Raw genomic sequence first — 19,650 nt, forward strand, 5'->3', positions numbered from 1 at the left:
AGTCATGACTGTGGTAAAAGCGTTAACGATTGCAGGTTCAGATAGTGGTGGAGGTGCAGGTATTCAAGCGGATGTAAAAACATTTCAAGAGCTTGGTTCTTTTGGTATGTCAGTTGTAACTGCTGTTACAGCTCAAAATACAATAGGTGTTCATGGGGTTTATCCAATTCCGGAAGAAGGAATTGTAGAACAAATTGATGCCATTGGCAAGGATTTGCCACCAAACGCTACAAAAACTGGTATGTTATTTTCAAGTAACATTATTAAAGCTGTGAGTGGTCGAATTCGAGAGTACAATCTATCGAATATTGTAGTGGACCCAGTGATGGTTGCAAAAGGGGGAGCCAAGCTTCTGCAAGACGATGCAGTAAAATCATTGAAGGAGTCGCTACTTCCTCTTGCTACGGTCGTAACACCAAACATCCCAGAGGCAGAAATTTTAACAGGGTTAACTATCAATACGGTAGCCGATCAAAAGGAAGCTGCAAAACGGATTGTATCGATGGGAGCAAAGTCTGTCGTTGTAAAAGGTGGTCACGGTGTTGGAGCAAAGATTATCGATTTGTTTTATGATGGGGATCAGTTTGTGGAACATCCTTCAAAACGAATTGAAACGCCCCATACACATGGAACTGGATGTACCTTTTCGGCCGCGATAACGGCTGAACTCGCGCAAGGGAAATCGATGAAAGAAGCAGTTCAAGTCGGAAAATTGTTTATTCAAAGGGGCATTGAGCAAACGTTAGGAATAGGGCAAGGTCATGGTCCGACGAATCATTGGGCCTACAAGCAATCACTGTAGAGGAGAGGTGCGCTATGGTTGATCGTAATAAACTATCCCATGATTTAAAAGTGTATTTTATTATGGGTAGTATAGATAGTGAGCGTAACCCTGTGTACGTATTAGAGGAAGCAATCATTGGCGGTATTACGATGTTTCAATACCGTGAAAAAGGGGAAGGAGCCTTAACCAGCAGGGCTAAATTAGAGTTAGGTCGTGAAATGCAAGCCATTTGTCAGACGTACAATGTCCCTTTCATTGTCAATGATGATGTCCCTTTAGCTGTCGAATTAGATGCAGATGGGGTTCACATCGGTCAAGATGATGAACCAGCCCACGTCGTTCGGAAACAAATAGGGCGAGATAAAATTTTAGGGGTGTCAGCCCATACAATTGAAGAAGGGAAGAAGGCAATTGAAGATGGTGCAGACTATTTAGGGGTAGGACCTATTTTCCCAACCCAATCAAAGTCGGACATTGTGAAACAGCAAGATCCCTCTATTATATATTCATTTCGTCAAAACGGATTGAAGATTCCAATCGTTGGTATAGGTGGGATCACTGCTGAAAATGCCCACCTTGTTATGAATGCTGGTGCTGATGGGGTATCGGTCATTTCTGCAATATCCCGGGCACATGATGTTAAGGAAGCAACGAAATCGCTAAGAAAAAGGATATTAGATTGATATAAGAGTAAATGGCCGACATACATGTCAGCCTATCATTGACTTATTATGTTTATAAGGTAGTATAAGAGTATTATATAAATTTCGTTTAGAAAACTAGGAGATATCATGATGGATACGATAAAAAAAGCGATAATTCTAGGAGCAGCAGCGATTATACAAGGAGCTGCTATGGCAACGTTTCTGTTCCCGTATTACATTCCCTCTGGTGGGGCTGCTAGTGTAGGAGTACTATTAAAATATTTATGTAATGTCCCATATGCGATTAGTTTACTCGTGTTGAATGCGAGTTTGTTATTAGTAGCGGCGAAATGGTTAGGCAGAAGCAACGCTTTATGGACGATGTATTGTGTCACCGTAACATCGGCTATGATCGATTTTGTTTCTAGCTATATGAGAGAACCTCTTACAAATATATATATAGATCTCGTTTTCGGTGCTGTTCTATTCGGTGTTGGTCTTGGGATATTGTTTCGTATGGGGGCGTCATCCGGAGGAATGGATATTTTGGCATTAATCGTCGCAAAAGTAATGCGACGAACACCTGGACGAATATTATTTTGGATTAACAGCAGTTTACTTTTACTAACCGGAATTGTCGTTGATTGGATGATTATCGTATATGCACTTATTTGTCAGTACATTGGCACAAGAATTATTGACGTTATTTATCAACTTCCTATTAAACAATTGAAAGGTCAAAACATATAATAGAAAACCCGGCGCGGGGTTAGCGCCGGGTTCTAATATTAATTAGTCTTCATAATGCAGTTTTGCGATTACTTCGTGGCCATCGTCGTTAGGGTGGATGTCACCCTCTAGAATATGGGTGTACTTCGACAGATTATGTTGGAAGGCTGAATATACATCCATTATTTGGCTATGAGAAGAACGGAAAGATGTATTTACAAAATGAAGAATTTTTTCTGCTTTTTTATAATTTTCTGATTGTACATCTAAAATGGGGTTATATATGTTTAGCGTTTTGATATCAACATCGTTATTGTAAGATTTAATGGTCTTTATAACCTCGTGAAAGGAATTTAGAACAGTTGTTGCACTTGAACAATCTTCATCCACATCTCCTGTTTCCAAATTAATACATTCTAATAGATCATTCCCGCCAATGCTTATCGTAACAATATCGGCTTTTTTGATTGCAACTTTCAAAATTGGGCTATATTCAACCAACGATTGAAGTTCTTCTGTTGTTAAGCCAGGGATAGCGTAGTTCTGTAAATTTACTTGATTCCCTCTTTCTCTTAAATAATCTGCATAACGATCAACGTACCCATAATTGTCATCAGCTCCAGTTCCATAAGCAATCGAATCCCCCAACGCGACAAGTGTGATCCTTTCTTTTTTTCCAATAGTTGGACCACCATCTCCAACTGGCAATGCAAACACTTGCGCTGGTAATATTACCAAAAACACCAGCAATAACGCCCATACCTTCCTTTTAAACATACCTTCACTCCTTATGTATTATTTGTTACGGCTTGTATTATAGGTCTTAATTCCTGAATATGTTGTTAAAAAATGTCAGACATCGTACGAATAATTCCGACATAACCGTTCAAAAGAATGGTAGATTAGAAGAATTATTTTGTCTCCAACATGTTTTAAGTAAAAAATAAGGAAAAAAAGTCGTAGTTTTGTTTCTTGTTTGAACCGCAAATGTAAATGGTATATTATGTTAATATAATAATTAGGAGAAAGTGTTTTAAAACAATGGGGGATGTTATGAGAAATGTTTTTTTTCTTCTTGCCATATTATTCGCAGTAGCTTGTTCAAGCCCATCTTCATCGAATACGTATGATGATGAAGACATTGTTGCGGTTGTGTTGGGTAAAGAGATTACCGTTAGGGATATTCGCTTTTTATACCGTGTAACAGATGAAGAATTACCCACGTTTGTGAAAGAAAGGTTTGTGAAAGAGGAAGTCGTCATCCAAGAGGCAAAACGTTTAGGAATCGACGTTTCAAAAGAGGTAGAAGAGGGTGTAACCTTTTTTGATAAACTTCCTCCTAAGGGTGAAAATTCCCCTTCCATTCGTAAGTTTGTTGATGATCAAGCAGAATCTTTAGGTATGAGTCCAGAAGAATATTATGATATATACATGGTAAAATCTACAGAGAGAAGCACGTATGTAAATAAATATATTGAAACTGTACTTGTAGATGAATGGCCAAAAGACGAAGAAAAAATAGAAAATGTAACTGAAAGAATAGAGGAGCATTTTGAACGTTTACTCGTTAAATACGAAGATGAGATTGAAATATACATACAGTAAATCAATATATAAGGGGATAATCATGAACAAAAAACTAACGAAAGAAACACGAAATCATATGATAAGAGAAATCCAAACTTATTTTTCAGAGGAACGATCTGAAAACATTGGTGATTTAGCGGGGGAAAATCTCCTCGTATTTATAGAAGAAAAAATTGCACCACATTATTTTAACCAAGGTATAGAGGAAACAAAGGTAATGATTGAACAAAAGGTAATGAATATAGAAGAAGATATAGATTCTCTTAAGCGGCCATTACAGCTAAAGAGACGATAGGAAATAGATTCATAAAATAGGCGCCCTGTTCCCAAAAGACGGGGCGCATTTATTCATAAGTATTTTTTTGTCATATTGTCTTGTAAAGAACGTATTCATATACGGGGATTTTTTCTTTCTTCGTTATTTTGTTAATGCAAGCCCAATCATTGTCCCGAACAAAGAAATGAGAAAAACGTGACCAAAATGTAAGGCGAATTCAATGAATGCGATAAGCACAATAATTGAAAAAATAACGGAGGTTAATACAGGCCCGATCCAACCAATTTGAAAGTATTTTTGTCCGTGTTCGTCTTGTAAAACTTTAGGTTTTTGTAATCCCCGAATTTGCGCTACCCATACGAAACTTAATAAACTAGACACAATTACCGTAACGAGAATAATTACACTATTATCCAAATTGATCGCCTCCACATGACATAAAGTTCTATACATTACTTACAAAAGAACCACTATACAGTACCATCATATGAAATGATATGGGAGATGATGAATAAGGGTTGTACATAAGAAAAGGGGAGGATCCAATGAGGATAGAGGATGTTTTACACGAGTTACAACTGCATCAACGGATAATAAGTTATGACCGGATCCTCGATGGACTCGACAGTTTTGTGTGGAAAGTAAAAACAGTTGACAATGGAACTTACGCTTTACGGGTACTACCGGTCGATAAGCATCATCAGTTTGTGGTAGAGAGGCAGACGATGGACATTTTGAAAAAACATCATATTCCTGTTCCGGACATACATTTCTTAGAGAAAACACAATCATTTTCGATCATGTTGATGGATTGGGTAAAAGGACGAACTGTAATTGATGAATTAAAACAATGTCCTGAAAATGCTGAACAAATAGGGTTTCAATTTGGAAAAGTTCAAGCAAAAATTCATCGTATTCGTGGCAATATAGACGGAAACTGGCTTTTACCGAAAACAAAGGATGAAGAGAATATCCAACAACATATTGCTTCTTTACATGACAAAACACCACCATCCTTACTTCATTTGGACTATCATCCTCTTAACGTTTTAACAGACGGTGAGAACATAAGTGGGGTAATTGATTGGGTAAATGCTTCCATAGGTGATTACCGTTATGATGTTGCAAGAACGTTGTCGTTACTCCGTCTAGAGCATGATCATCTTGTTCACTCTGCTTCAATATCAACCCTCGAAACATTTGAAAAAGGTTGGTCAAATGGATATGGTATTTCTGATGTGGAGGATCTTTCTCTATTTTGCCTATGGGCAGGTTTTCGTCTGAAGTGGTATTACGAAAATAAAAATAGTCCAGAGAAGATCAAAATAATAGAAAGTTGGATTAAGGATTGGCGTAAAAAAGCTGGGGGTGGAAACGAAACGATAGATAGAATGTATTGAGCGTTAATGCTATTTAGGATTAACGCTCATTTCGTGAATCGTTAATTAAGTGATTCCTTGATCAGCTTTTAGTTGATTGCCCTCGGGATAATCACAATACTCAATAATAGTTCCTTCTGTATCCGCGGGATTTAAATAAATAAGGCGACGTCCATGCTTGTTTGTACGATATGTATCTTCTAGTACTCGAATACCGTTTTGCTTCGCATCTTCAATTTCCTTTAATAAATTATGAACACGGTATGCTACGTGATGTACACCTTTCCCTTTCTGCTTTAGGAAACGGGCGATAGGTGACGTTGTATTGTTCGTCGGTGATAACAATTCAATGCGGCTGCCGTTTAAATCAATCACCGCAATTTCACTCTCTACTCCAGGCTTGTCACTTCGATATCGATCGACTAATGTTCCACCTAGTATTTCAATGTGGAATTGAATACTTTTCTCCATATCACGAACTGCAATGCCAATATGATCAAGTATTTTATTCATTTTTCACCCTCCTTTTGCTTTATTTTCTTATTGTAAAAGATAATGCTTTGTAGAGGAAATGAAAAAAGTAATTTCGAAATAAATTTAGTGCTCATTTCCGGGGAAATGAGCATTTTGGTTTACGATGAGATTAACATATCACATGGATTACCGTATTTTTCTATCTTACCTTGGTTCAACAATACCATTTTATCAGCTAATATTCTTGCATCATTTTGGTCATGGGTAACGAAAATGGTTGTAATTCCTGTCTTCTTTAAGATATCCCGTAGTTCTTCCCGAATTTTATTTTGTAAGTCTGCATCTAAGTTACTAAAAGGCTCATCTAGTAACAATAGAGATGGATTTGGGGCTAATGCACGGGCCAGTGCAACCCTCTGTTGTTGTCCACCGCTTAATTCATATGGGTAGCGATAGGTATAGTTTGTTAAGTTAACAAGGGATAGCATCTCTTGTAAACGTTCTTTCTTTTGTAGTCGACTCCATTTTTTTAAACCATAAGTAATATTTTTCCCAACGGTCATGTGAGGAAAGAGAGCATAATCTTGAAATACCATGCCAATCCCCCTTTTCTCAGGTTCAATGAAGTGGTCCTTACTGGCCATCACCTCTCCATTAATTTTAATGGTACCTTGACTTGGGATTTCGAGTCCAGCAATTAACCGAAGAACTGTACTTTTCCCACTTCCACTTGAACCGAGGATGGACAATATTTCTCCTCGCTCAATCAATAAATTGAAATGTTCTATTGTATGGTCATTAACCCCGTTGTAATGAAACTGCAAATTTTCAATCGTCACGTATGACATTTTTACAACTCCTTCTCGAAATAGTGATGGAATAGGAAGATAAAGAGTCCGCTTATGAAGATAATCAAAAGTGACGGAAGGGCAGCTTCTTGTATCATTTCATCACTTGCATATTGAAAAGCTTTCGTAGATAGCGTACTAAAATTAAATGGGCTTAAAAGCAGTGTTAACGGTAATTCTTTTAATGTTTCCACAAATGAAAGGATAAACCCTGCCATCACAGCGTGCTTAATCAATTTTATATCAATCAGAAAGAAAGTTTTTGTGACGTTCATACCTAGCATTCGAGATGCTTCTGTATACTGGTTGCCAATTTTTTCGAAGCCAGATTCTATCGAATTATAACCAATTGCTAAAAAACGAATGATATATGCGAAGATAAGCATAAACAAGCTCGTGCTGAAAACGAATGACGGATGCACACCTAAAAAACTATACAATTCAATGACCCTTTGATCTAAAGCAATCATCATAGTTAAAACTCCGACAGCAATCACTGATCCTGGTGTGGAATAGCCGAGAATCATTACCTTTGAAGAAGCATTTGCTATCCAACCTTTCGTTAATCGGGTGAAATTAGCTACGATTAACGAAATCACCACAATTGATAGTGAGGCAGCCGATGCAACCAAAATAGAGTTTTTTATAATGGAAAAAAACTGTTCGTTTAATACTTTGTTATACGTCCTTAACATCCATCCGATTAATTGTGTGACTGGTATTAGGAAACCAAGAGAAAAAATCACAAAACAGTAGGCGGTAACGAGCATTCCCTTTCGGGGTGATAAAGTTTTCATTCGTAAGGATCTTCCGTCTGAAGTAGAAAAGCTAAATTGTTTACGTCCTCTTAAAATTTTTTCAACGATTAAAATAACTAAAACGACACCAATTAATATTCCCGCCAATTTCATGGTAGAGTGTAAATCGCCTAATCCGAACCATGTCTGAAAGATGGCGGTTGTAAACGTTTGGATTCCGTAATATTCCACTACCCCATAATCATTTAATACTTCTAGTGCGACGAGACTAACGCCTCCGACGATTGCTACACGAGAAATAGGTATAACGATTTGGATGAATATTTGAAAACCACTTTTTCCTAATAATCTAGCATTTTCAATTAATGATGCTGATTGTTTTACTAGATAGGCGTGAGTCAAACTATAAACATAAGGATATAGAAACAAAGTGAAAATAAAGATCGTTCCTTGAATATTCATAATGTCTACAAAACGTTGGTCAATATAAATCCCCTGTTTTCGTAAAGTTGTTTGCAGAACGCCAGTATAATCTAATATCCCATGATATGTATAGGCTGCAATATAAGGTGGAAAGGCAAGGGGGAGGAGGATTCCCCATTTGAAAAAACGACGTAACGGAAAATTATATGCGGCCATTAACCATGCTAAACTTGTTCCCAAAATAATAGTAAGTACACTTGTTAATGTAACAATTAGCAGGGTATTACCTACATATTTTATCAACATAAATTGTTGAATGTGTTCCCAATTCTCATTTGGCGCTGTGAACATTTGAAATAGAATTGCGCTATTCGGTAGGATTACGATAATTAGTAAAATAATACTAAGAATCGCCCAGCTATTTGCATGTTTTTTGATAGATTGTAAGATACCCATGTTTGTGCCCACCTATTAGAGAAAGCCGTATCAAAATGATACGGCAACATTTTTAATTTACTTCCAGTTCACTTCATTAAAGACTTTAACAGCCTCTGCGTTATTTTCACCAAGAATGGAAAGGTTTAAATCTTGTTCCTTAAAGTCTCCCCATGATTGTAGAAGTTCCCCGGCAGTAGCATCAGGATTGACTGGATACTCATAGTTTACACTAGCAAACTGCTCTTGGACTGATTGTGTAGATAGAAACTCGATTAGTTTAATTGCATTTTCTTTGTTTTTGGCATGTTTTGTCACACCAATACCACTGACGTTAACGTGAGTACCGGTTGTTTCCTGGTTAGGGAAGATGATTCCTAATTCTTTTGCTACATTTACTTCCTCACCATCAGTGGAGTTTAGCATATGCCCAAGATAATACGTGTTCATGACTGCTACATCACCTTCGCCAGCTGCAATAGCCTTCGCTTGATCACGATCTCCACCTTGTGGTTCTCTCGCCATGTTATTCACCATACCTTTAGCCCATAATTTTGCTTCTTCTATACCATGTAATTCAATAAAGGAAGCGAGTAAGGATTGATTATAAATGTTAGATGAAGAACGGATTAATACTTTGTCATTCCATTTCTCATCCGTTAAATTTTCATAAGTTGACAATTCAGTTGGATCTACACGGTCTTTCGCATAAACGATAACACGGGCACGCTTTGTCAGGCCGAACCACTGTTTATCTTCATCTGTTAACTTTGCCGGAATATTTTCACTTAATTGATCACTATTGATAGACTGAAGTAAGCCTGCTTCTTTTGCTCTATGTAGTCGTCCAGCATCGGCAGTGAAAAACAAATCTGCTTCAGTAGCTTCACCTTCGCGGGTGATACGTTCAATCAGTTGGTCGGATTTCCCTTTAATTACGTTTACTGTTATACCTGTTTCGTCTTTAAACTGTTCAAATAGCTCATCGTCAATATCATAGTGACGACTCGTATATAAGTTTACAACCTCTTGGTCTTCTTCTGCACCACTTTCGTTACTGGCGCAACCAGTGATGAAGATTACCCCAATTAAAGCCATTAGTAAAAGTGGGATTGATGCAAGTTTTTGTTTCATTGTTCCTCTCTCCTTGTCTGTTGTTTAATTGATAATGATTTTCAATATCATTATAATTGAAAACGATTCTCAATGGCAAGTGGGAATTTCAGCTTAATTTGAAACAATCCGGTCCAGGGAAAGAGAATCATTTTTATAAGAAGGGACACTTCTCGCTTAAAACGAGAAGTGTCCCTTCTTTAATGGTCTTTTTTATAGTGTTCTTTATCATTTACATACTTACCGTGGTCAGGAATTGCTAAACGGTCGAATTCGTTGACTAAAATGTCTAAACCAGTTGATAACTCTTCACCTGAGACTGGGCCACCATGACCGGTAACGGCTACGGATGGGTTTAATTCAGCTAATGTCTTTACAGATTTCCAAGCTTCTTTCCAATCAGTTGTAAGATATCGAGGAGGACCGTTGATTTCGATCTCCTGGGCTAATACTTTGTAGAGTGAATCTTGCCGGACTGTAACAAAGGCGTCTCCGGCAATTAACGTCTGATCAGAATCACGGAAGAATGAAACATGCCCTGGTGAATGACCAGGTGTATGAATCCAGCGCCATCCTGTCATATGAGGGATAGTGCCGTCGATAGGTAGTGCTTGAACGTGTCCCCCTAAATCAATTGGATCATTCGGGAACATAGGAGACATTTTCGCAATAAGTCCACCTTCAACCGTACCGTCAGGCTTTGGATAATGTTTTTTCCCAGTTAAATAGGGGAGTTCTTTTTCATGAGCATAGACAGGAACGTTCCACCGTTTAATTAGTTCAATAATGCCTCCCACATGGTCAAAGTGTCCATGTGTCAGTATGATTGCGGAAGGTTTTGCTCCTTCCCCAAACTTTTCTTCTGTTGCTGTAATAATATGTTCTGCGGAATCAGGCATTCCCGCATCAATTAATACAAAATCTCCTGGTGTATCTAATTTCACAAAACAAATGTTTACAATTTGGATTGTATGATAATGAACATGAGGAGCAATTTCTAAACTAATTCCGTCACTTATTGAGGTAGCGGGTATAGGTTTATAATCATCCCCGTAGTGCACTTGTTGATCATCCATAGTCAAAACTCCTTGTCAATATGTGTTAGTTTCAATATGTTTCAATCTAATTGAGTTATGAAAAGAGGAGCTACAATTTTGTAATTCCTCGAATTTATTTAGATTAACTTGTCCCGGTCAATTGTTTGTGGGGGTCTTTCCAACCATTTGTTTTCAATTAAAAGTTGAAGTCCATCTTCTGCAAACAGACCAATTTCCCCCATTAAGCGGGTATATGCTACCGTAATATCTCTACGTTGGCTCATCGAAATAGAGGTACCATAGTTTCCAATGCCTGAAGTATTCATAACGCCAACATGATAGAGCATTAATTTATCTGAAAACGGAGGTTCTGTTTCTTGGCTCACCATATGATCCCAAGTCATCGGTACAGGTAGGTCATTTTGACTTAAATACTGCTCGAAAATTTCCATTTGTTTTTTTGCGAGTTCTTTCCCACGGTGGAAAAATTCACGAAGTTTTTTTGACCTTGCTACTTGTGTGTAGCCTGTTATAATCGCGGTTCCAATCGAGTTCGTTTGAAAATTTGCAAAAAGGTTCATGATTTCTTGTCCTGTTAGTGGTCGCTTATCACTGAACCAACCAGCCATAAAACGTTGCTTTCCTACAAAGTCAACCTCTTTATGGTATGGGATATAAGGAGGTCTTAGCTCAATGCCTTTTGACAATAATAGTGAAGTTGCTTCATTATATAACTCCGTGGTTGAAGCAAGACAGGAAGAATAAAATTCTCGAATGTCTTTTCTTACGGTGAGTGGAAGTATATAACCGTACGTTGCTAACCCGCCTTTTGCCATATGTTTAACAAAATTTAAGAAAAGGGTGTCCTGAAATAAGCGAGGTGCTTTAGGGTTTACGTCCTCATCTGTAAATCCCCGAGGAATAGGTATCCCTTCTTCTGTAAAAATCTTTTCGATAATGTCCACATGGTCTTTCGATAATTTCAACGCATGTTCTAAAATGGGTTTAATTTCCGTATCATCAACTTTCGCTAGGAAATATTCGAAAATACAAATGGAAATTGTATCAGCTAAATAAGTTGTCCAGAGACTTGACAATTCGGCGGAAGTAAGACGAATGTTGTGTTCCGTTTCCATGCTGAAACCCCTACCTTCAATCTAGTATACAAAATTATTCTAACCACTTTTGTCTCTTTTATGAAGAAACGAAGGTGAAGATAACATCTTACTCCAGCAGGAAAATAGAAATGTTTGGCTTGGTTATATGTATGTTTCTATATATACCTAAACCTTTGTTTTGGTGATTAACGGTAAAAAGGACTTACAACATGAAATTATAAAGGAAAAGAAGAGCTGAGTTATTCAGCTTTTTTCTATGTTTTGAAGGACTATGGTTGCAGGGATAGAAGTTACATATAATTCATATTTTGTAATGAAGGGAGTGTGTATATGAATCATTATTTGTTTGATCAGTTAGAACATGTAAGAGGAATTACATTAAAAGTTTTAGAGCGTGTTAACGAAGAGGATGCAGATGTAGTCCATGACGGTTTCCGGAATAGTATACGTTGGAATGTAGGACACATTTACCTTGTTCAAGAACAACTTGCATTTGGTCCGATTGGTTTATCACAACATATTCCTCATGATTATTCATCACTCTTCTCCCCGGGCACATCCCCAAAGGATTGGGAATTAGAGGTTCCGACATTAAACGAGTTGAGAGGGTTACTTCAAGAGCAGCCAAAGAGAGTGAAACAACAACTTAGTTATCGTTTAGATGAGGAGGTAACACGTCCTCACACTACAAAAAGTGGTATACATTTAGAAACTGTAGCGGAATTTTTAAGCTTTAGTTTGTTTCATGAAGGAATTCATATGAATACAATCGTAAATTACCATAAGTTAAATAAGTACAAGCAGAAATAACAAAAAGGAAGGGACTTATCATGAAATTTATAACATTTTTCCGAAACGAAACGCTACACTTAGGAGTGAAGGTTGGGGAAGTCATATTGGATATAACATCAGCTTCCATGGCAAGTGAAAAATTACCTGGTACGGTGGAACGACTAATTGGCGGAGGGGAGAAAAGCCTTCAGCTGGTAAAGGAATTCTTGAATGAAGAAGTAGAGGAAGGTCATCATAATTATACCGTCCATAGGGATGATATCAATTGGGGACCAGCAATTCCTCATCCACCTAAAATTATTTGCGTTGGAATGAATTACCGTAGACACGCTGATGAACTTCGTGCTGCTTATCCCGAAGTACCGATTTTATTTAATAAGTTTCATAATGCGATTACATCTCACCGGGAAAATATAGAAATTCCAGCCGTGACAGAAAGACTTGACTATGAAGCGGAATTAGGAATTGTGATTGGCAAAAAAGCAAAAAATGTTTCAAAGGAAAATGCTCTCAATTATGTGTTTGGTTATTGTACGGTGAATGATTTATCGGCACGTGATTTACAAATGAGAACACCGCAATGGTTACTGGGGAAAACATATGATAAGTTTTGTCCTGTTGGTCCTTATCTTGTGACGAAGGATGAGGTCCCAAATCCAAACGATCTTGAGATAAAGTCAGTTGTAAATGGGGAGGTACGGCAACATTCTAATACATCTGATATGATTTTTGATTGTAAAGAAATCATTTCATATGTGTCACATTATATGAGTTTAGAACCAGGGGATCTCATTTTAACAGGTACGCCAGAAGGGGTTGTGTTAGGATATCCTGAAGAGGAGCAAGTCTTTCTTCAAGATGGTGATGAAGTAAGTGTAGAAATTGAAAAATTAGGAAGGTTAACTAACCGTTTCATAGTCGAAAAATCCTAATAAATATAGGGTTTTAAACGAGCTTGGGGATAACCCAAGCTCGTATATTGTTGCAGGGAGTTCCTTGTTTATTGTTGGAAAGGAGTATGACTCGTAAACGTTTGATGTGTTCCGTGAATGTTTTGGTTGTTAAATGTTTGTTGTGATGTAATTTCATGTTGAAGTTGGTTACAAATATTTAACGCTTGTTGACATTGTTGGATTGCACGTTCATGCTCTCTTAAAGAATGCTCAATTGTTTGTGCAGCTTGGCGTTCAGTATTAAGCATTTGCTGGAGTACTTGAGCATTTTGATTTTCTCGTTGCAACATTTGACGATATTGTTGATTACTTTGTTGCGTTTGATTCATTAATTGTTGGATAATTTGACGACATTCGTTAATCTGTTGGATGGAATTCATCTGCACGTTACATTCCTCCCCGCTTTTTAAGTGGGTTCCGTTCGTGTTGAACGTGAATCCCGATTTTATTTTGAGACAATCTGTAATAGAACATTCAAATATTTGAGTACTTAAAAAATTACCTAATAAACCAAAACATAAAGAATGTATAAAAAAACCTTGGTTACACCAAGGTTTTTTAAAAAGGGTCGTTGTTTGGATCGTTGTATGACTCGATAGCTTGTTCAATGGCATTGTAAGCTTGTCCGAATGCAGCAGATGGAGATATGTTTTCATCATCAACATCATTTAGCTGGCCTTGGGCGTGTTTTGCTTGTGTTAATGAGCGAATCATATCATTAATCATTGTCCCTTTATCACCATATTGATTTTTCGCGTCTTGTAAAAGCTGAAGACTACGGTCAAGGTTGTAGGAATTTGGTTCATCAAATGCACGTTCAAGTTCTTCCTTTACTTGTTGAAGCAGTTCTTTCACTATAATCCACTCCTTTATGTAATATGTCTTTACATATCACCTGTAGGGTAAGCATTATGATAGGAAGTTATACAAAACAATGATGGTCTATTCAACCTTCATAAATAAACAACCTGAAATAATAAGGTATCCTTCTAATCCTCCCCATTATATACGATGTGTTTTTATTCAATAAAAAAGACCCGTTAAAGGTCAATATTTTAGAAAAATCGAGTTGTCTGACTAATAAATAAAAGATGGTATTTGTCTGCCCATAAAATGAAATAATCATACATGCCTGTAGAAGTTTGAACAGGCCGTCTTAATTGCACGATAAGGGCTGATTGGAACATCATATCCGTCGGCTGGTCAAAAGAAGGGAATATGAAACGGGCGTTTTGCCCTTGTATTCGCCAAGGAATGATTGACGGTCTCGTACCGTAAGGGTTTAATGAATGGAAAGCTTCTTGGCGAACAACCTCGTCAATGGAAGCGTTGTGACTAGCAATTAAACCAACTTGAAAGTATCCATCATGAGCACCGTACCGTTCATCATAACCTTGAATTTTAGCCCAGTGTGCTGGATATCGTAAACTTACACGGTAGGTTGGGTTATAATACAATTTTTGTGGCCTAATCGGGAAATAAGGTATTATTCTTTCTCCTGTAGTCATCATAAAACAGAAACCACCTCCAACATACTTATTTGATAGTAAAGTATGAATAGGTAGGTTATCCTGCTACACTTTGACCAACATTTTTACTTATGTAAATTTGATAGCGTTTCCTTCAGTTGTTGAACCTCTTCTTCAATGCGATCAATTCGATTATTATAACGCTTTAGGCCATAGTAAAGAACGATGACAAATACAATGATTAGAACAATCATGTTTTAAATACCTCCAGTATTTTAGTACTTTCAAAGTATCACGAAACAATGAATTTATCAAAAAAAAGTGCTGTAGGTAATAAAAGCTACAGCACTTTGCATTTACTTCACAATTAAGCGTAAATCATTACTATCCTCTTCATCACCTTCTCGTTTCCTGCCAAGGATTGTTGTTAAAATTTGATCAACGTATTCTGAAAATGTAAGTTGTGTTCGCTTTCGAGGACGAGGTAAATCAATTTTGACATCTAATGTAATGTTACCTTGATCAATGAGAATGACTCGGTCTGCTAATGCTACCGCTTCTTCGACATCATGGGTTACGAGAATTGATGTAATTTGTTTCTGCTGCCAAATTGATTCAATTAATTCCTGCATTTCGATACGAGTTAATGCATCTAATGCACCGAGCGGTTCATCAAGTAATAATAATCCAGGTTGATACACGAGGGCCCTTGCTAAAGCGACTCGTTGCTTTTGTCCTCCAGATAAGTGAGATGGCCAATCATTTTTTCGATCCTCTAGTCCTACACTCCTTAACGCATCTAATGCTTTTGGATACCAATCTCCCTTTAACCCTAGCCCTATATTGTCAATGACCTTTTTCCACGGGAGTAGGCGTCCGTCTTGGTACATTAATCTCGCTTCTTTGTTTAAGGAAGTTAACTTCTTTCCGTTAATGTAAAGTCCGCCTTCATTGTAAGACTCGAGTCCGGCAATGAGCCGAAGAAGTGTACTTTTTCCACAACCACTTTTACCAACAATCGCAATGAATTCACCCTTCGCAATATTTAAGTCAATCCCTTTTAATACATTTAGATCACCGTATGACTTTTTCAATTTATCAATTTGAACATGCACGTCAGTTTGATTATTGTTTTCCACCATCAATCCCCTTTCACTTAAGATTTCCACTGAAGCCAACGGTCTTCAAAGAAACGGGCAATCATGTCAGAAAGCTTTCCGAATAAAGCGTAAATGACGATACTTAGGACGATAACGTCCATTTGCATAAATTCTCGTGCGTTCATGGCCATAAAGCCAATACCTGAATGTGCAGATATTGTTTCTGCTACAATCAAAGTCAACCACATTACACCCAGCGAGAAACGAACCCCAACTAATATAGAGGAAAGGGCCCCGGGAAAAATAATGTTAAAGAACAGGGAAGGCCCTTTTAGTCCATACGCTCTTCCCATTTCAATCAACCCTTTGTCTACGGATTTAATACCGTGATATGTGTTAATGTAGACAGGGAATAATACCCCTAGTGCGACCAGGAATATTTTTGAAGTTTCTCCAATTCCAAACCACATAATGACTAATGGTATTAGCGCAAGGTGGGGGATGTTCCGTAACATTTGTACGGATGTGTCAAATAGGAGTTCAGAACTTCGAAAAATCCCGTTAAAGAGTCCAAGTACGAATCCAACGATTCCCCCAATAAGAAAGCCTGCTAAAGCACGCCATAAGCTTATAGATATGTGCTCCATTAGCTCACCGGTTTTGGATAACTCAACTCCTGCTAGGAATACCTCTGTTGGAGCAGGCAATATTGTACCAGGGATTAACCCCATCTGGGCTAGCAATTGCCATAATACAAGTAGGAAAAGGGGGATTGCCCAAGGAATAATTTGCGATACAAAAGTTTTCTTCGTTCGTTTCAACATACCACCCCTTTCATTAGGTCCTTAATCTGGGATAACATCCCGAACGTTGAGCTTTTTCGGGATAATACCTAATTCGTAAAACAAGTCAGCGATACTTTGTTGTTCGTCAATAATGTCTTTTGTTAATGGATCCAAACCATACACACGACGGGTAACGGCCATTTCTACTGCCTCTTCTGATATCCCTAATTCCTCTGCTAACATCGGAATTAACTCGTCATGATTTTCATTTGCCCAATCAGATGAACGTTGGATTTCATTTAATAGAACATCTAACGCTTCCTTATGTTCACTAGCAAATGTTGATGTCGCAATAAAGAAATCACGGTCTGTTGTATATCTTTCTCCGTCTACGAGTGCTCGACCGTCTGCGTCAATCTGAGCCGAAGCTGTGTATGGATCCCATACTGTCCAAGCGTCAACACTTCCCGTTTCAAAAGCAATCCGTCCATCACCAGGTGGTAAAAATGCAGGTGTTATATCATCATAGGATAGTCCTGCACTTTCCAGTGCTTTTACTGTAAAGTAATGTGAACTGGATCCTTTCGCAAACGCTACGGTTTTTCCTTTTAAATCTTCCAGAGATTCAACCGGAGAATCTTCCGGAACTAGTATGGCGCTACCTTTAAATTTTGGTTTTCCAGCAGATACGTAGGCAATCGGTGCATTAGATGCTTGCGCAAAAATTGGAGGTGTATTTCCTGTTCGTCCAAAATCAATACTACCTGCGTTTAATGCTTCTAAAAGGGCAGGACCTGCTTGGAATAATTTCCATTCGACTGTATAACCGATTTCTTCTAACCGTTCCTCAAGTGTCCCTAGTGACTTTAAAATGACAAGGGGACAATTTTTTTGATAGCCAATAACTACGACATTATCTTTATCTCCTTCTGTTTTACCACTTTGGTTACAGCCGACGAGTAATGTCCCGGCCACAAAAAATAAGAGAACCATAACCCGTAGGCTAAGTAGTTTTTTCAATTGTTTCCACTCCCTGTGATAAAAATGAAATCTTAACTGTTTTTAGCCTATGTTTGGAATTTATATAGGTTCCTGTCCTTTATAAAAATGTGATGGGCATAAATTTTCAAGTGGAAGCAAAACTATAACAAGACTGTGAAAAAAAGAAGAAAGGGTGGTTTTTTTGGGCATTTTAAGCGGTAACCCTCAAGATGAACCGTTACATTCCGGTGAAATATATCACTTATGGTCGCACTTATTTGCAACAAAAAGTTATTTAGTTACATCGCAAATTTTAATGAATCATACAGGAGATCACGACTTGAAAATATTCCTTGAAGATTTTCGAGAAAACTGTGTCAAACCAGAGGAAGAAGATATAGAAGCAATCTTGAAAGCAAATGGGATTCGATTGCCACCAGCACCTCCAGGGAGACCAGATGTACATTTAGAAGATATTCCAGCAGGAGCTAGGTTTAATGACCCAGAAATTGCGATGCTCGTACAGAAGGAAATTATGTCTGGAAAAGTGATGTGCAGCTTTATTATGGGGATTTCTGTTCGGGAGGATGTTGCAGAAATGTATGGAGAGTTTCATACGTTAAAATCAGAATATGAAACAAAGCTGATGAAAATTGTAAAAGAAAAAGGATGGCTTGTACCACCACCATTAAATATTAAGTAATATGAAAAGGAAGTGCAGACTGTGTCACAACGAAATAAAGGGATGGTTATTGCCGCTATAGGATCCATACCATTCATTATGACATTAGGTAATTCGATGCTCATACCTATATTGCCGCAAATGAAAAAAGATTTAGACATATCCCAGATGCAAGTAAGTTTAACCATTACTGTCTTTTCTATTGCAGCGGCGATATTTATACCGATTTTAGGTTACTTATCTGACCGTTTTTCCCGTAAAGTCATTATAGTTCCTGCTCTAATCCTCTATGGATTAGGAGGATTATTAGCTGGTTTCGGAGCTACCGTCTTTTCTAATAGTTATTTATGGATAATTATAGGGCGCATCCTGCAAGGGATTGGTGCAGCAGGTACTGCACCAGTGGCGATGGCACTTACCGGTGATTTGTTTAAGGGAGGAGAAAGAAGTCGGGTTCTTGGTCTTGTAGAAGCATCGAATGGTTTTGGGAAAGTTCTGTCACCGATACTTGGTTCACTGTTAGGACTTATTGTTTGGTATAGTGTCTTTTTTGCCTTTCCAGCTATTTGTTCCATTTCGATTATTTTAAGTTGGGTGTTCATTAAAGAACGGAAAAAACATAAAGCGCCAACGCCTTTTGGGAAATATGTCCGTGGCCTTGTAAGTGTGTTTAAATTTGAAGGCCGGTGGTTGTTCGTTACGTACTTAGCAGGAGCGACATGTTTGTTTACATTGTTTGGCATTTTATTTTACTTATCTGATATTTTGGAGAAAGAATACAATATTGATGGGGTTGTAAAAGGATTAATTTTAGCCATTCCGTTACTAGTCATGGGGACATCATCATATATCACTGGAAGCAAAATCGGAAAAAATCAAGCGACAATGAAGAAATTAATTGTCCTTGGCTTTTTGATGATGACATTATCATATAGTTTACTTGTATTTTTTAAATCGATTGTTCCGTTTTTGTTTGTACTCGCTATAAGTAGTATTGGTACAGGACTCGTGCTACCTTGTATCAATAGTCTAATTACAGGGTCTGTTGGAAAAGAACGAAGAGGGTTTGTTACATCTTTGTATGGTTCGGTACGATTTTTAGGTGTAGCAATTGGTCCGCCGATTTTCACCCGGTTAATGGATTGGTCAAGAACAGGAATGTTTTTATCATTAGCCGCATTTACCCTTTTAGTTGGTTTACTTGCTTGGATGCTTATTCATGTGAAAAATACAGGTGGTAAAAACGAAGAAAAGGGAGCGTTCCGTTATAACTATATATAAG

General features: G+C 37.7%; 25 protein-coding genes. 10 read left to right on the forward strand and 15 right to left on the reverse strand.

Translation table 11 applies throughout. The features are described 5' to 3' along the window. Positions 1-4 precede the first annotated feature (4 nt). From thiD to NLW78_RS03295, 3 genes are all read left to right on the forward strand, one after another. On the forward strand, positions 5-802 hold the full coding sequence (thiD, locus tag NLW78_RS03285) for a bifunctional hydroxymethylpyrimidine kinase/phosphomethylpyrimidine kinase (protein ID WP_254495561.1): 798 nt from the start codon (positions 5-7) through the stop codon (positions 800-802). Between the two features lie 14 nt (positions 803-816). After that, positions 817-1,467, forward strand: a complete 651-nt coding sequence (gene thiE / locus NLW78_RS03290) for a thiamine phosphate synthase (protein WP_254495562.1) — start codon at positions 817-819, stop codon at positions 1,465-1,467. A 111-nt stretch (positions 1,468-1,578) separates the two neighbouring features. Further along, entirely contained in the window at positions 1,579-2,178 is a 600-nt protein-coding gene (locus NLW78_RS03295) for a YitT family protein (RefSeq protein ID WP_254495563.1), read from the forward strand. A gap of 42 nt (positions 2,179-2,220) precedes the next feature. Here NLW78_RS03295 and NLW78_RS03300 read toward each other — a convergent pair whose 3' ends face one another. Further along, positions 2,221-2,934: a GDSL-type esterase/lipase family protein gene (locus tag NLW78_RS03300; RefSeq protein ID WP_254495564.1), complete on the reverse strand. Its 714-nt coding sequence runs from the start codon at positions 2,932-2,934 to the stop codon at positions 2,221-2,223. Between the two features lie 276 nt (positions 2,935-3,210). Between NLW78_RS03300 and NLW78_RS03305 the strand changes: the two genes are divergently transcribed. Both NLW78_RS03305 and NLW78_RS03310 read left to right on the forward strand, forming a co-directional pair. Then, positions 3,211-3,762: a SurA N-terminal domain-containing protein gene (locus NLW78_RS03305; protein ID WP_254495565.1), complete on the forward strand. Its 552-nt coding sequence runs from the start codon at positions 3,211-3,213 to the stop codon at positions 3,760-3,762. Between the two features lie 22 nt (positions 3,763-3,784). After that, the gene (locus tag NLW78_RS03310; RefSeq protein WP_254495566.1) at positions 3,785-4,039 is read left to right on the forward strand and encodes a DUF2164 domain-containing protein; all 255 of its coding nucleotides are present in this window, start codon (positions 3,785-3,787) and stop codon (positions 4,037-4,039) included. Positions 4,040-4,162: 123 nt separating this feature from the next. On the opposite strand, the gene NLW78_RS03315 is transcribed toward NLW78_RS03310, so the two are convergent. Beyond that, entirely contained in the window at positions 4,163-4,438 is a 276-nt protein-coding gene (locus tag NLW78_RS03315) for a hypothetical protein (protein WP_254495567.1), read from the reverse strand. 128 nt (positions 4,439-4,566) lie between these two features. On the opposite strand from NLW78_RS03315, the gene NLW78_RS03320 reads away from it, so the two are divergent. Then, positions 4,567-5,421: a phosphotransferase family protein gene (locus tag NLW78_RS03320; protein ID WP_254495568.1), complete on the forward strand. Its 855-nt coding sequence runs from the start codon at positions 4,567-4,569 to the stop codon at positions 5,419-5,421. A gap of 45 nt (positions 5,422-5,466) precedes the next feature. Here NLW78_RS03320 and NLW78_RS03325 read toward each other — a convergent pair whose 3' ends face one another. The 6 genes from NLW78_RS03325 to NLW78_RS03350 form a co-directional block, all read right to left on the reverse strand. Then, positions 5,467-5,913: a VOC family protein gene (locus NLW78_RS03325; RefSeq protein ID WP_254495569.1), complete on the reverse strand. Its 447-nt coding sequence runs from the start codon at positions 5,911-5,913 to the stop codon at positions 5,467-5,469. 119 nt (positions 5,914-6,032) lie between these two features. After that, positions 6,033-6,722: an ABC transporter ATP-binding protein gene (locus NLW78_RS03330; protein ID WP_254495570.1), complete on the reverse strand. Its 690-nt coding sequence runs from the start codon at positions 6,720-6,722 to the stop codon at positions 6,033-6,035. Between the two features lie 2 nt (positions 6,723-6,724). After that, a complete protein-coding gene (locus NLW78_RS03335; RefSeq protein ID WP_254495571.1) occupies positions 6,725-8,359 on the reverse strand; it encodes an ABC transporter permease in 1,635 nt (544 codons plus the stop codon). A 57-nt stretch (positions 8,360-8,416) separates the two neighbouring features. Next, positions 8,417-9,472 (reverse strand): Fe(3+) ABC transporter substrate-binding protein, encoded by a 1,056-nt coding sequence (locus tag NLW78_RS03340; RefSeq protein WP_254495572.1) that lies wholly within the window; start codon positions 9,470-9,472, stop codon positions 8,417-8,419. A 179-nt stretch (positions 9,473-9,651) separates the two neighbouring features. Then, the gene (locus tag NLW78_RS03345; RefSeq protein WP_254495573.1) at positions 9,652-10,527 is read right to left on the reverse strand and encodes an MBL fold metallo-hydrolase; all 876 of its coding nucleotides are present in this window, start codon (positions 10,525-10,527) and stop codon (positions 9,652-9,654) included. 98 nt (positions 10,528-10,625) lie between these two features. Next, on the reverse strand, positions 10,626-11,624 hold the full coding sequence (locus NLW78_RS03350; protein WP_254495574.1) for a DUF3231 family protein: 999 nt from the start codon (positions 11,622-11,624) through the stop codon (positions 10,626-10,628). A gap of 312 nt (positions 11,625-11,936) precedes the next feature. Here NLW78_RS03350 and NLW78_RS03355 point away from each other — a divergent pair, with 312 nt between their 5' ends. Next, a complete protein-coding gene (locus tag NLW78_RS03355) occupies positions 11,937-12,416 on the forward strand; it encodes a DinB family protein (RefSeq protein ID WP_254495575.1) in 480 nt (159 codons plus the stop codon). Positions 12,417-12,436: 20 nt separating this feature from the next. Further along, positions 12,437-13,330, forward strand: coding sequence for a fumarylacetoacetate hydrolase family protein (locus NLW78_RS03360; protein ID WP_254495576.1), 894 nt, complete (start codon positions 12,437-12,439; stop codon positions 13,328-13,330). A 68-nt stretch (positions 13,331-13,398) separates the two neighbouring features. Here the strand turns inward: NLW78_RS03360 and NLW78_RS03365 are convergent, their stop codons facing one another. The 7 genes from NLW78_RS03365 to NLW78_RS03390 all read right to left on the reverse strand — a co-directional run bounded on the left by NLW78_RS03365 (position 13,399) and on the right by NLW78_RS03390 (position 17,725). Next, positions 13,399-13,731 carry a hypothetical protein gene (locus NLW78_RS03365; protein ID WP_254496083.1) on the reverse strand — a complete coding sequence of 111 codons (333 nt, stop codon included), beginning with the start codon at positions 13,729-13,731 and terminating at the stop codon, positions 13,399-13,401. Between the two features lie 178 nt (positions 13,732-13,909). Next, positions 13,910-14,206 carry a hypothetical protein gene (locus NLW78_RS03370; RefSeq protein ID WP_254495577.1) on the reverse strand — a complete coding sequence of 99 codons (297 nt, stop codon included), beginning with the start codon at positions 14,204-14,206 and terminating at the stop codon, positions 13,910-13,912. Between the two features lie 200 nt (positions 14,207-14,406). Further along, on the reverse strand, positions 14,407-14,862 hold the full coding sequence (locus tag NLW78_RS03375) for a peptidase M56 (protein ID WP_254495578.1): 456 nt from the start codon (positions 14,860-14,862) through the stop codon (positions 14,407-14,409). 83 nt (positions 14,863-14,945) lie between these two features. After that, the gene (locus tag NLW78_RS15535) at positions 14,946-15,074 is read right to left on the reverse strand and encodes a hypothetical protein (protein ID WP_302328407.1); all 129 of its coding nucleotides are present in this window, start codon (positions 15,072-15,074) and stop codon (positions 14,946-14,948) included. A 102-nt stretch (positions 15,075-15,176) separates the two neighbouring features. Further along, positions 15,177-15,962, reverse strand: coding sequence for an ATP-binding cassette domain-containing protein (locus NLW78_RS03380; RefSeq protein WP_437181941.1), 786 nt, complete (start codon positions 15,960-15,962; stop codon positions 15,177-15,179). A gap of 14 nt (positions 15,963-15,976) precedes the next feature. Beyond that, on the reverse strand, positions 15,977-16,741 hold the full coding sequence (locus NLW78_RS03385) for an ABC transporter permease subunit (protein ID WP_254495580.1): 765 nt from the start codon (positions 16,739-16,741) through the stop codon (positions 15,977-15,979). Between the two features lie 24 nt (positions 16,742-16,765). Further along, complete coding sequence (locus tag NLW78_RS03390) at positions 16,766-17,725, reverse strand: sulfonate ABC transporter substrate-binding protein (protein WP_254495581.1); 960 nt, start codon at positions 17,723-17,725, stop codon at positions 16,766-16,768. Positions 17,726-17,888: 163 nt separating this feature from the next. On the opposite strand from NLW78_RS03390, the gene NLW78_RS03395 reads away from it, so the two are divergent. Both NLW78_RS03395 and NLW78_RS03400 read left to right on the forward strand, forming a co-directional pair. Continuing rightward, positions 17,889-18,389, forward strand: coding sequence for a DUF3231 family protein (locus NLW78_RS03395; RefSeq protein ID WP_254495582.1), 501 nt, complete (start codon positions 17,889-17,891; stop codon positions 18,387-18,389). A gap of 42 nt (positions 18,390-18,431) precedes the next feature. Beyond that, positions 18,432-19,649: an MFS transporter gene (locus NLW78_RS03400; protein ID WP_254496084.1), complete on the forward strand. Its 1,218-nt coding sequence runs from the start codon at positions 18,432-18,434 to the stop codon at positions 19,647-19,649. The last annotated feature ends 1 nt before the right edge of the window (position 19,650 follow it).

This window comes from Salirhabdus salicampi (assembly GCF_024259515.1).
GTDB classification, from domain to species: domain Bacteria; phylum Bacillota; class Bacilli; order Bacillales; family Alkalibacillaceae; genus Salirhabdus_A; species Salirhabdus_A salicampi.

Coding starts and splice junctions, on each gene's coding strand:
- thiD (WP_254495561.1), top strand. CDS start 5: ATGACTGTGGTAAAAGCGTTAACGATTGCAGGTTCAGATAGTGGTGGA.
- thiE (WP_254495562.1), top strand. CDS start 817: ATGGTTGATCGTAATAAACTATCCCATGATTTAAAAGTGTATTTTATT.
- NLW78_RS03295 (WP_254495563.1), top strand. CDS start 1,579: ATGGATACGATAAAAAAAGCGATAATTCTAGGAGCAGCAGCGATTATA.
- NLW78_RS03300 (WP_254495564.1), bottom strand. CDS start 2,934: ATGTTTAAAAGGAAGGTATGGGCGTTATTGCTGGTGTTTTTGGTAATA.
- NLW78_RS03305 (WP_254495565.1), top strand. CDS start 3,211: ATGAGAAATGTTTTTTTTCTTCTTGCCATATTATTCGCAGTAGCTTGT.
- NLW78_RS03310 (WP_254495566.1), top strand. CDS start 3,785: ATGAACAAAAAACTAACGAAAGAAACACGAAATCATATGATAAGAGAA.
- NLW78_RS03320 (WP_254495568.1), top strand. CDS start 4,567: ATGAGGATAGAGGATGTTTTACACGAGTTACAACTGCATCAACGGATA.
- NLW78_RS03325 (WP_254495569.1), bottom strand. CDS start 5,913: ATGAATAAAATACTTGATCATATTGGCATTGCAGTTCGTGATATGGAG.
- NLW78_RS03330 (WP_254495570.1), bottom strand. CDS start 6,722: ATGTCATACGTGACGATTGAAAATTTGCAGTTTCATTACAACGGGGTT.
- NLW78_RS03335 (WP_254495571.1), bottom strand. CDS start 8,359: ATGGGTATCTTACAATCTATCAAAAAACATGCAAATAGCTGGGCGATT.
- NLW78_RS03340 (WP_254495572.1), bottom strand. CDS start 9,472: ATGAAACAAAAACTTGCATCAATCCCACTTTTACTAATGGCTTTAATT.
- NLW78_RS03345 (WP_254495573.1), bottom strand. CDS start 10,527: ATGGATGATCAACAAGTGCACTACGGGGATGATTATAAACCTATACCC.
- NLW78_RS03350 (WP_254495574.1), bottom strand. CDS start 11,624: ATGGAAACGGAACACAACATTCGTCTTACTTCCGCCGAATTGTCAAGT.
- NLW78_RS03355 (WP_254495575.1), top strand. CDS start 11,937: ATGAATCATTATTTGTTTGATCAGTTAGAACATGTAAGAGGAATTACA.
- NLW78_RS03360 (WP_254495576.1), top strand. CDS start 12,437: ATGAAATTTATAACATTTTTCCGAAACGAAACGCTACACTTAGGAGTG.
- NLW78_RS03365 (WP_254496083.1), bottom strand. CDS start 13,731: ATGAATTCCATCCAACAGATTAACGAATGTCGTCAAATTATCCAACAA.
- NLW78_RS03375 (WP_254495578.1), bottom strand. CDS start 14,862: ATGATGACTACAGGAGAAAGAATAATACCTTATTTCCCGATTAGGCCA.
- NLW78_RS15535 (WP_302328407.1), bottom strand. CDS start 15,074: ATGATTGTTCTAATCATTGTATTTGTCATCGTTCTTTACTATGGCCTA.
- NLW78_RS03380 (WP_437181941.1), bottom strand. CDS start 15,962: ATGGTGGAAAACAATAATCAAACTGACGTGCATGTTCAAATTGATAAA.
- NLW78_RS03400 (WP_254496084.1), top strand. CDS start 18,432: ATGGTTATTGCCGCTATAGGATCCATACCATTCATTATGACATTAGGT.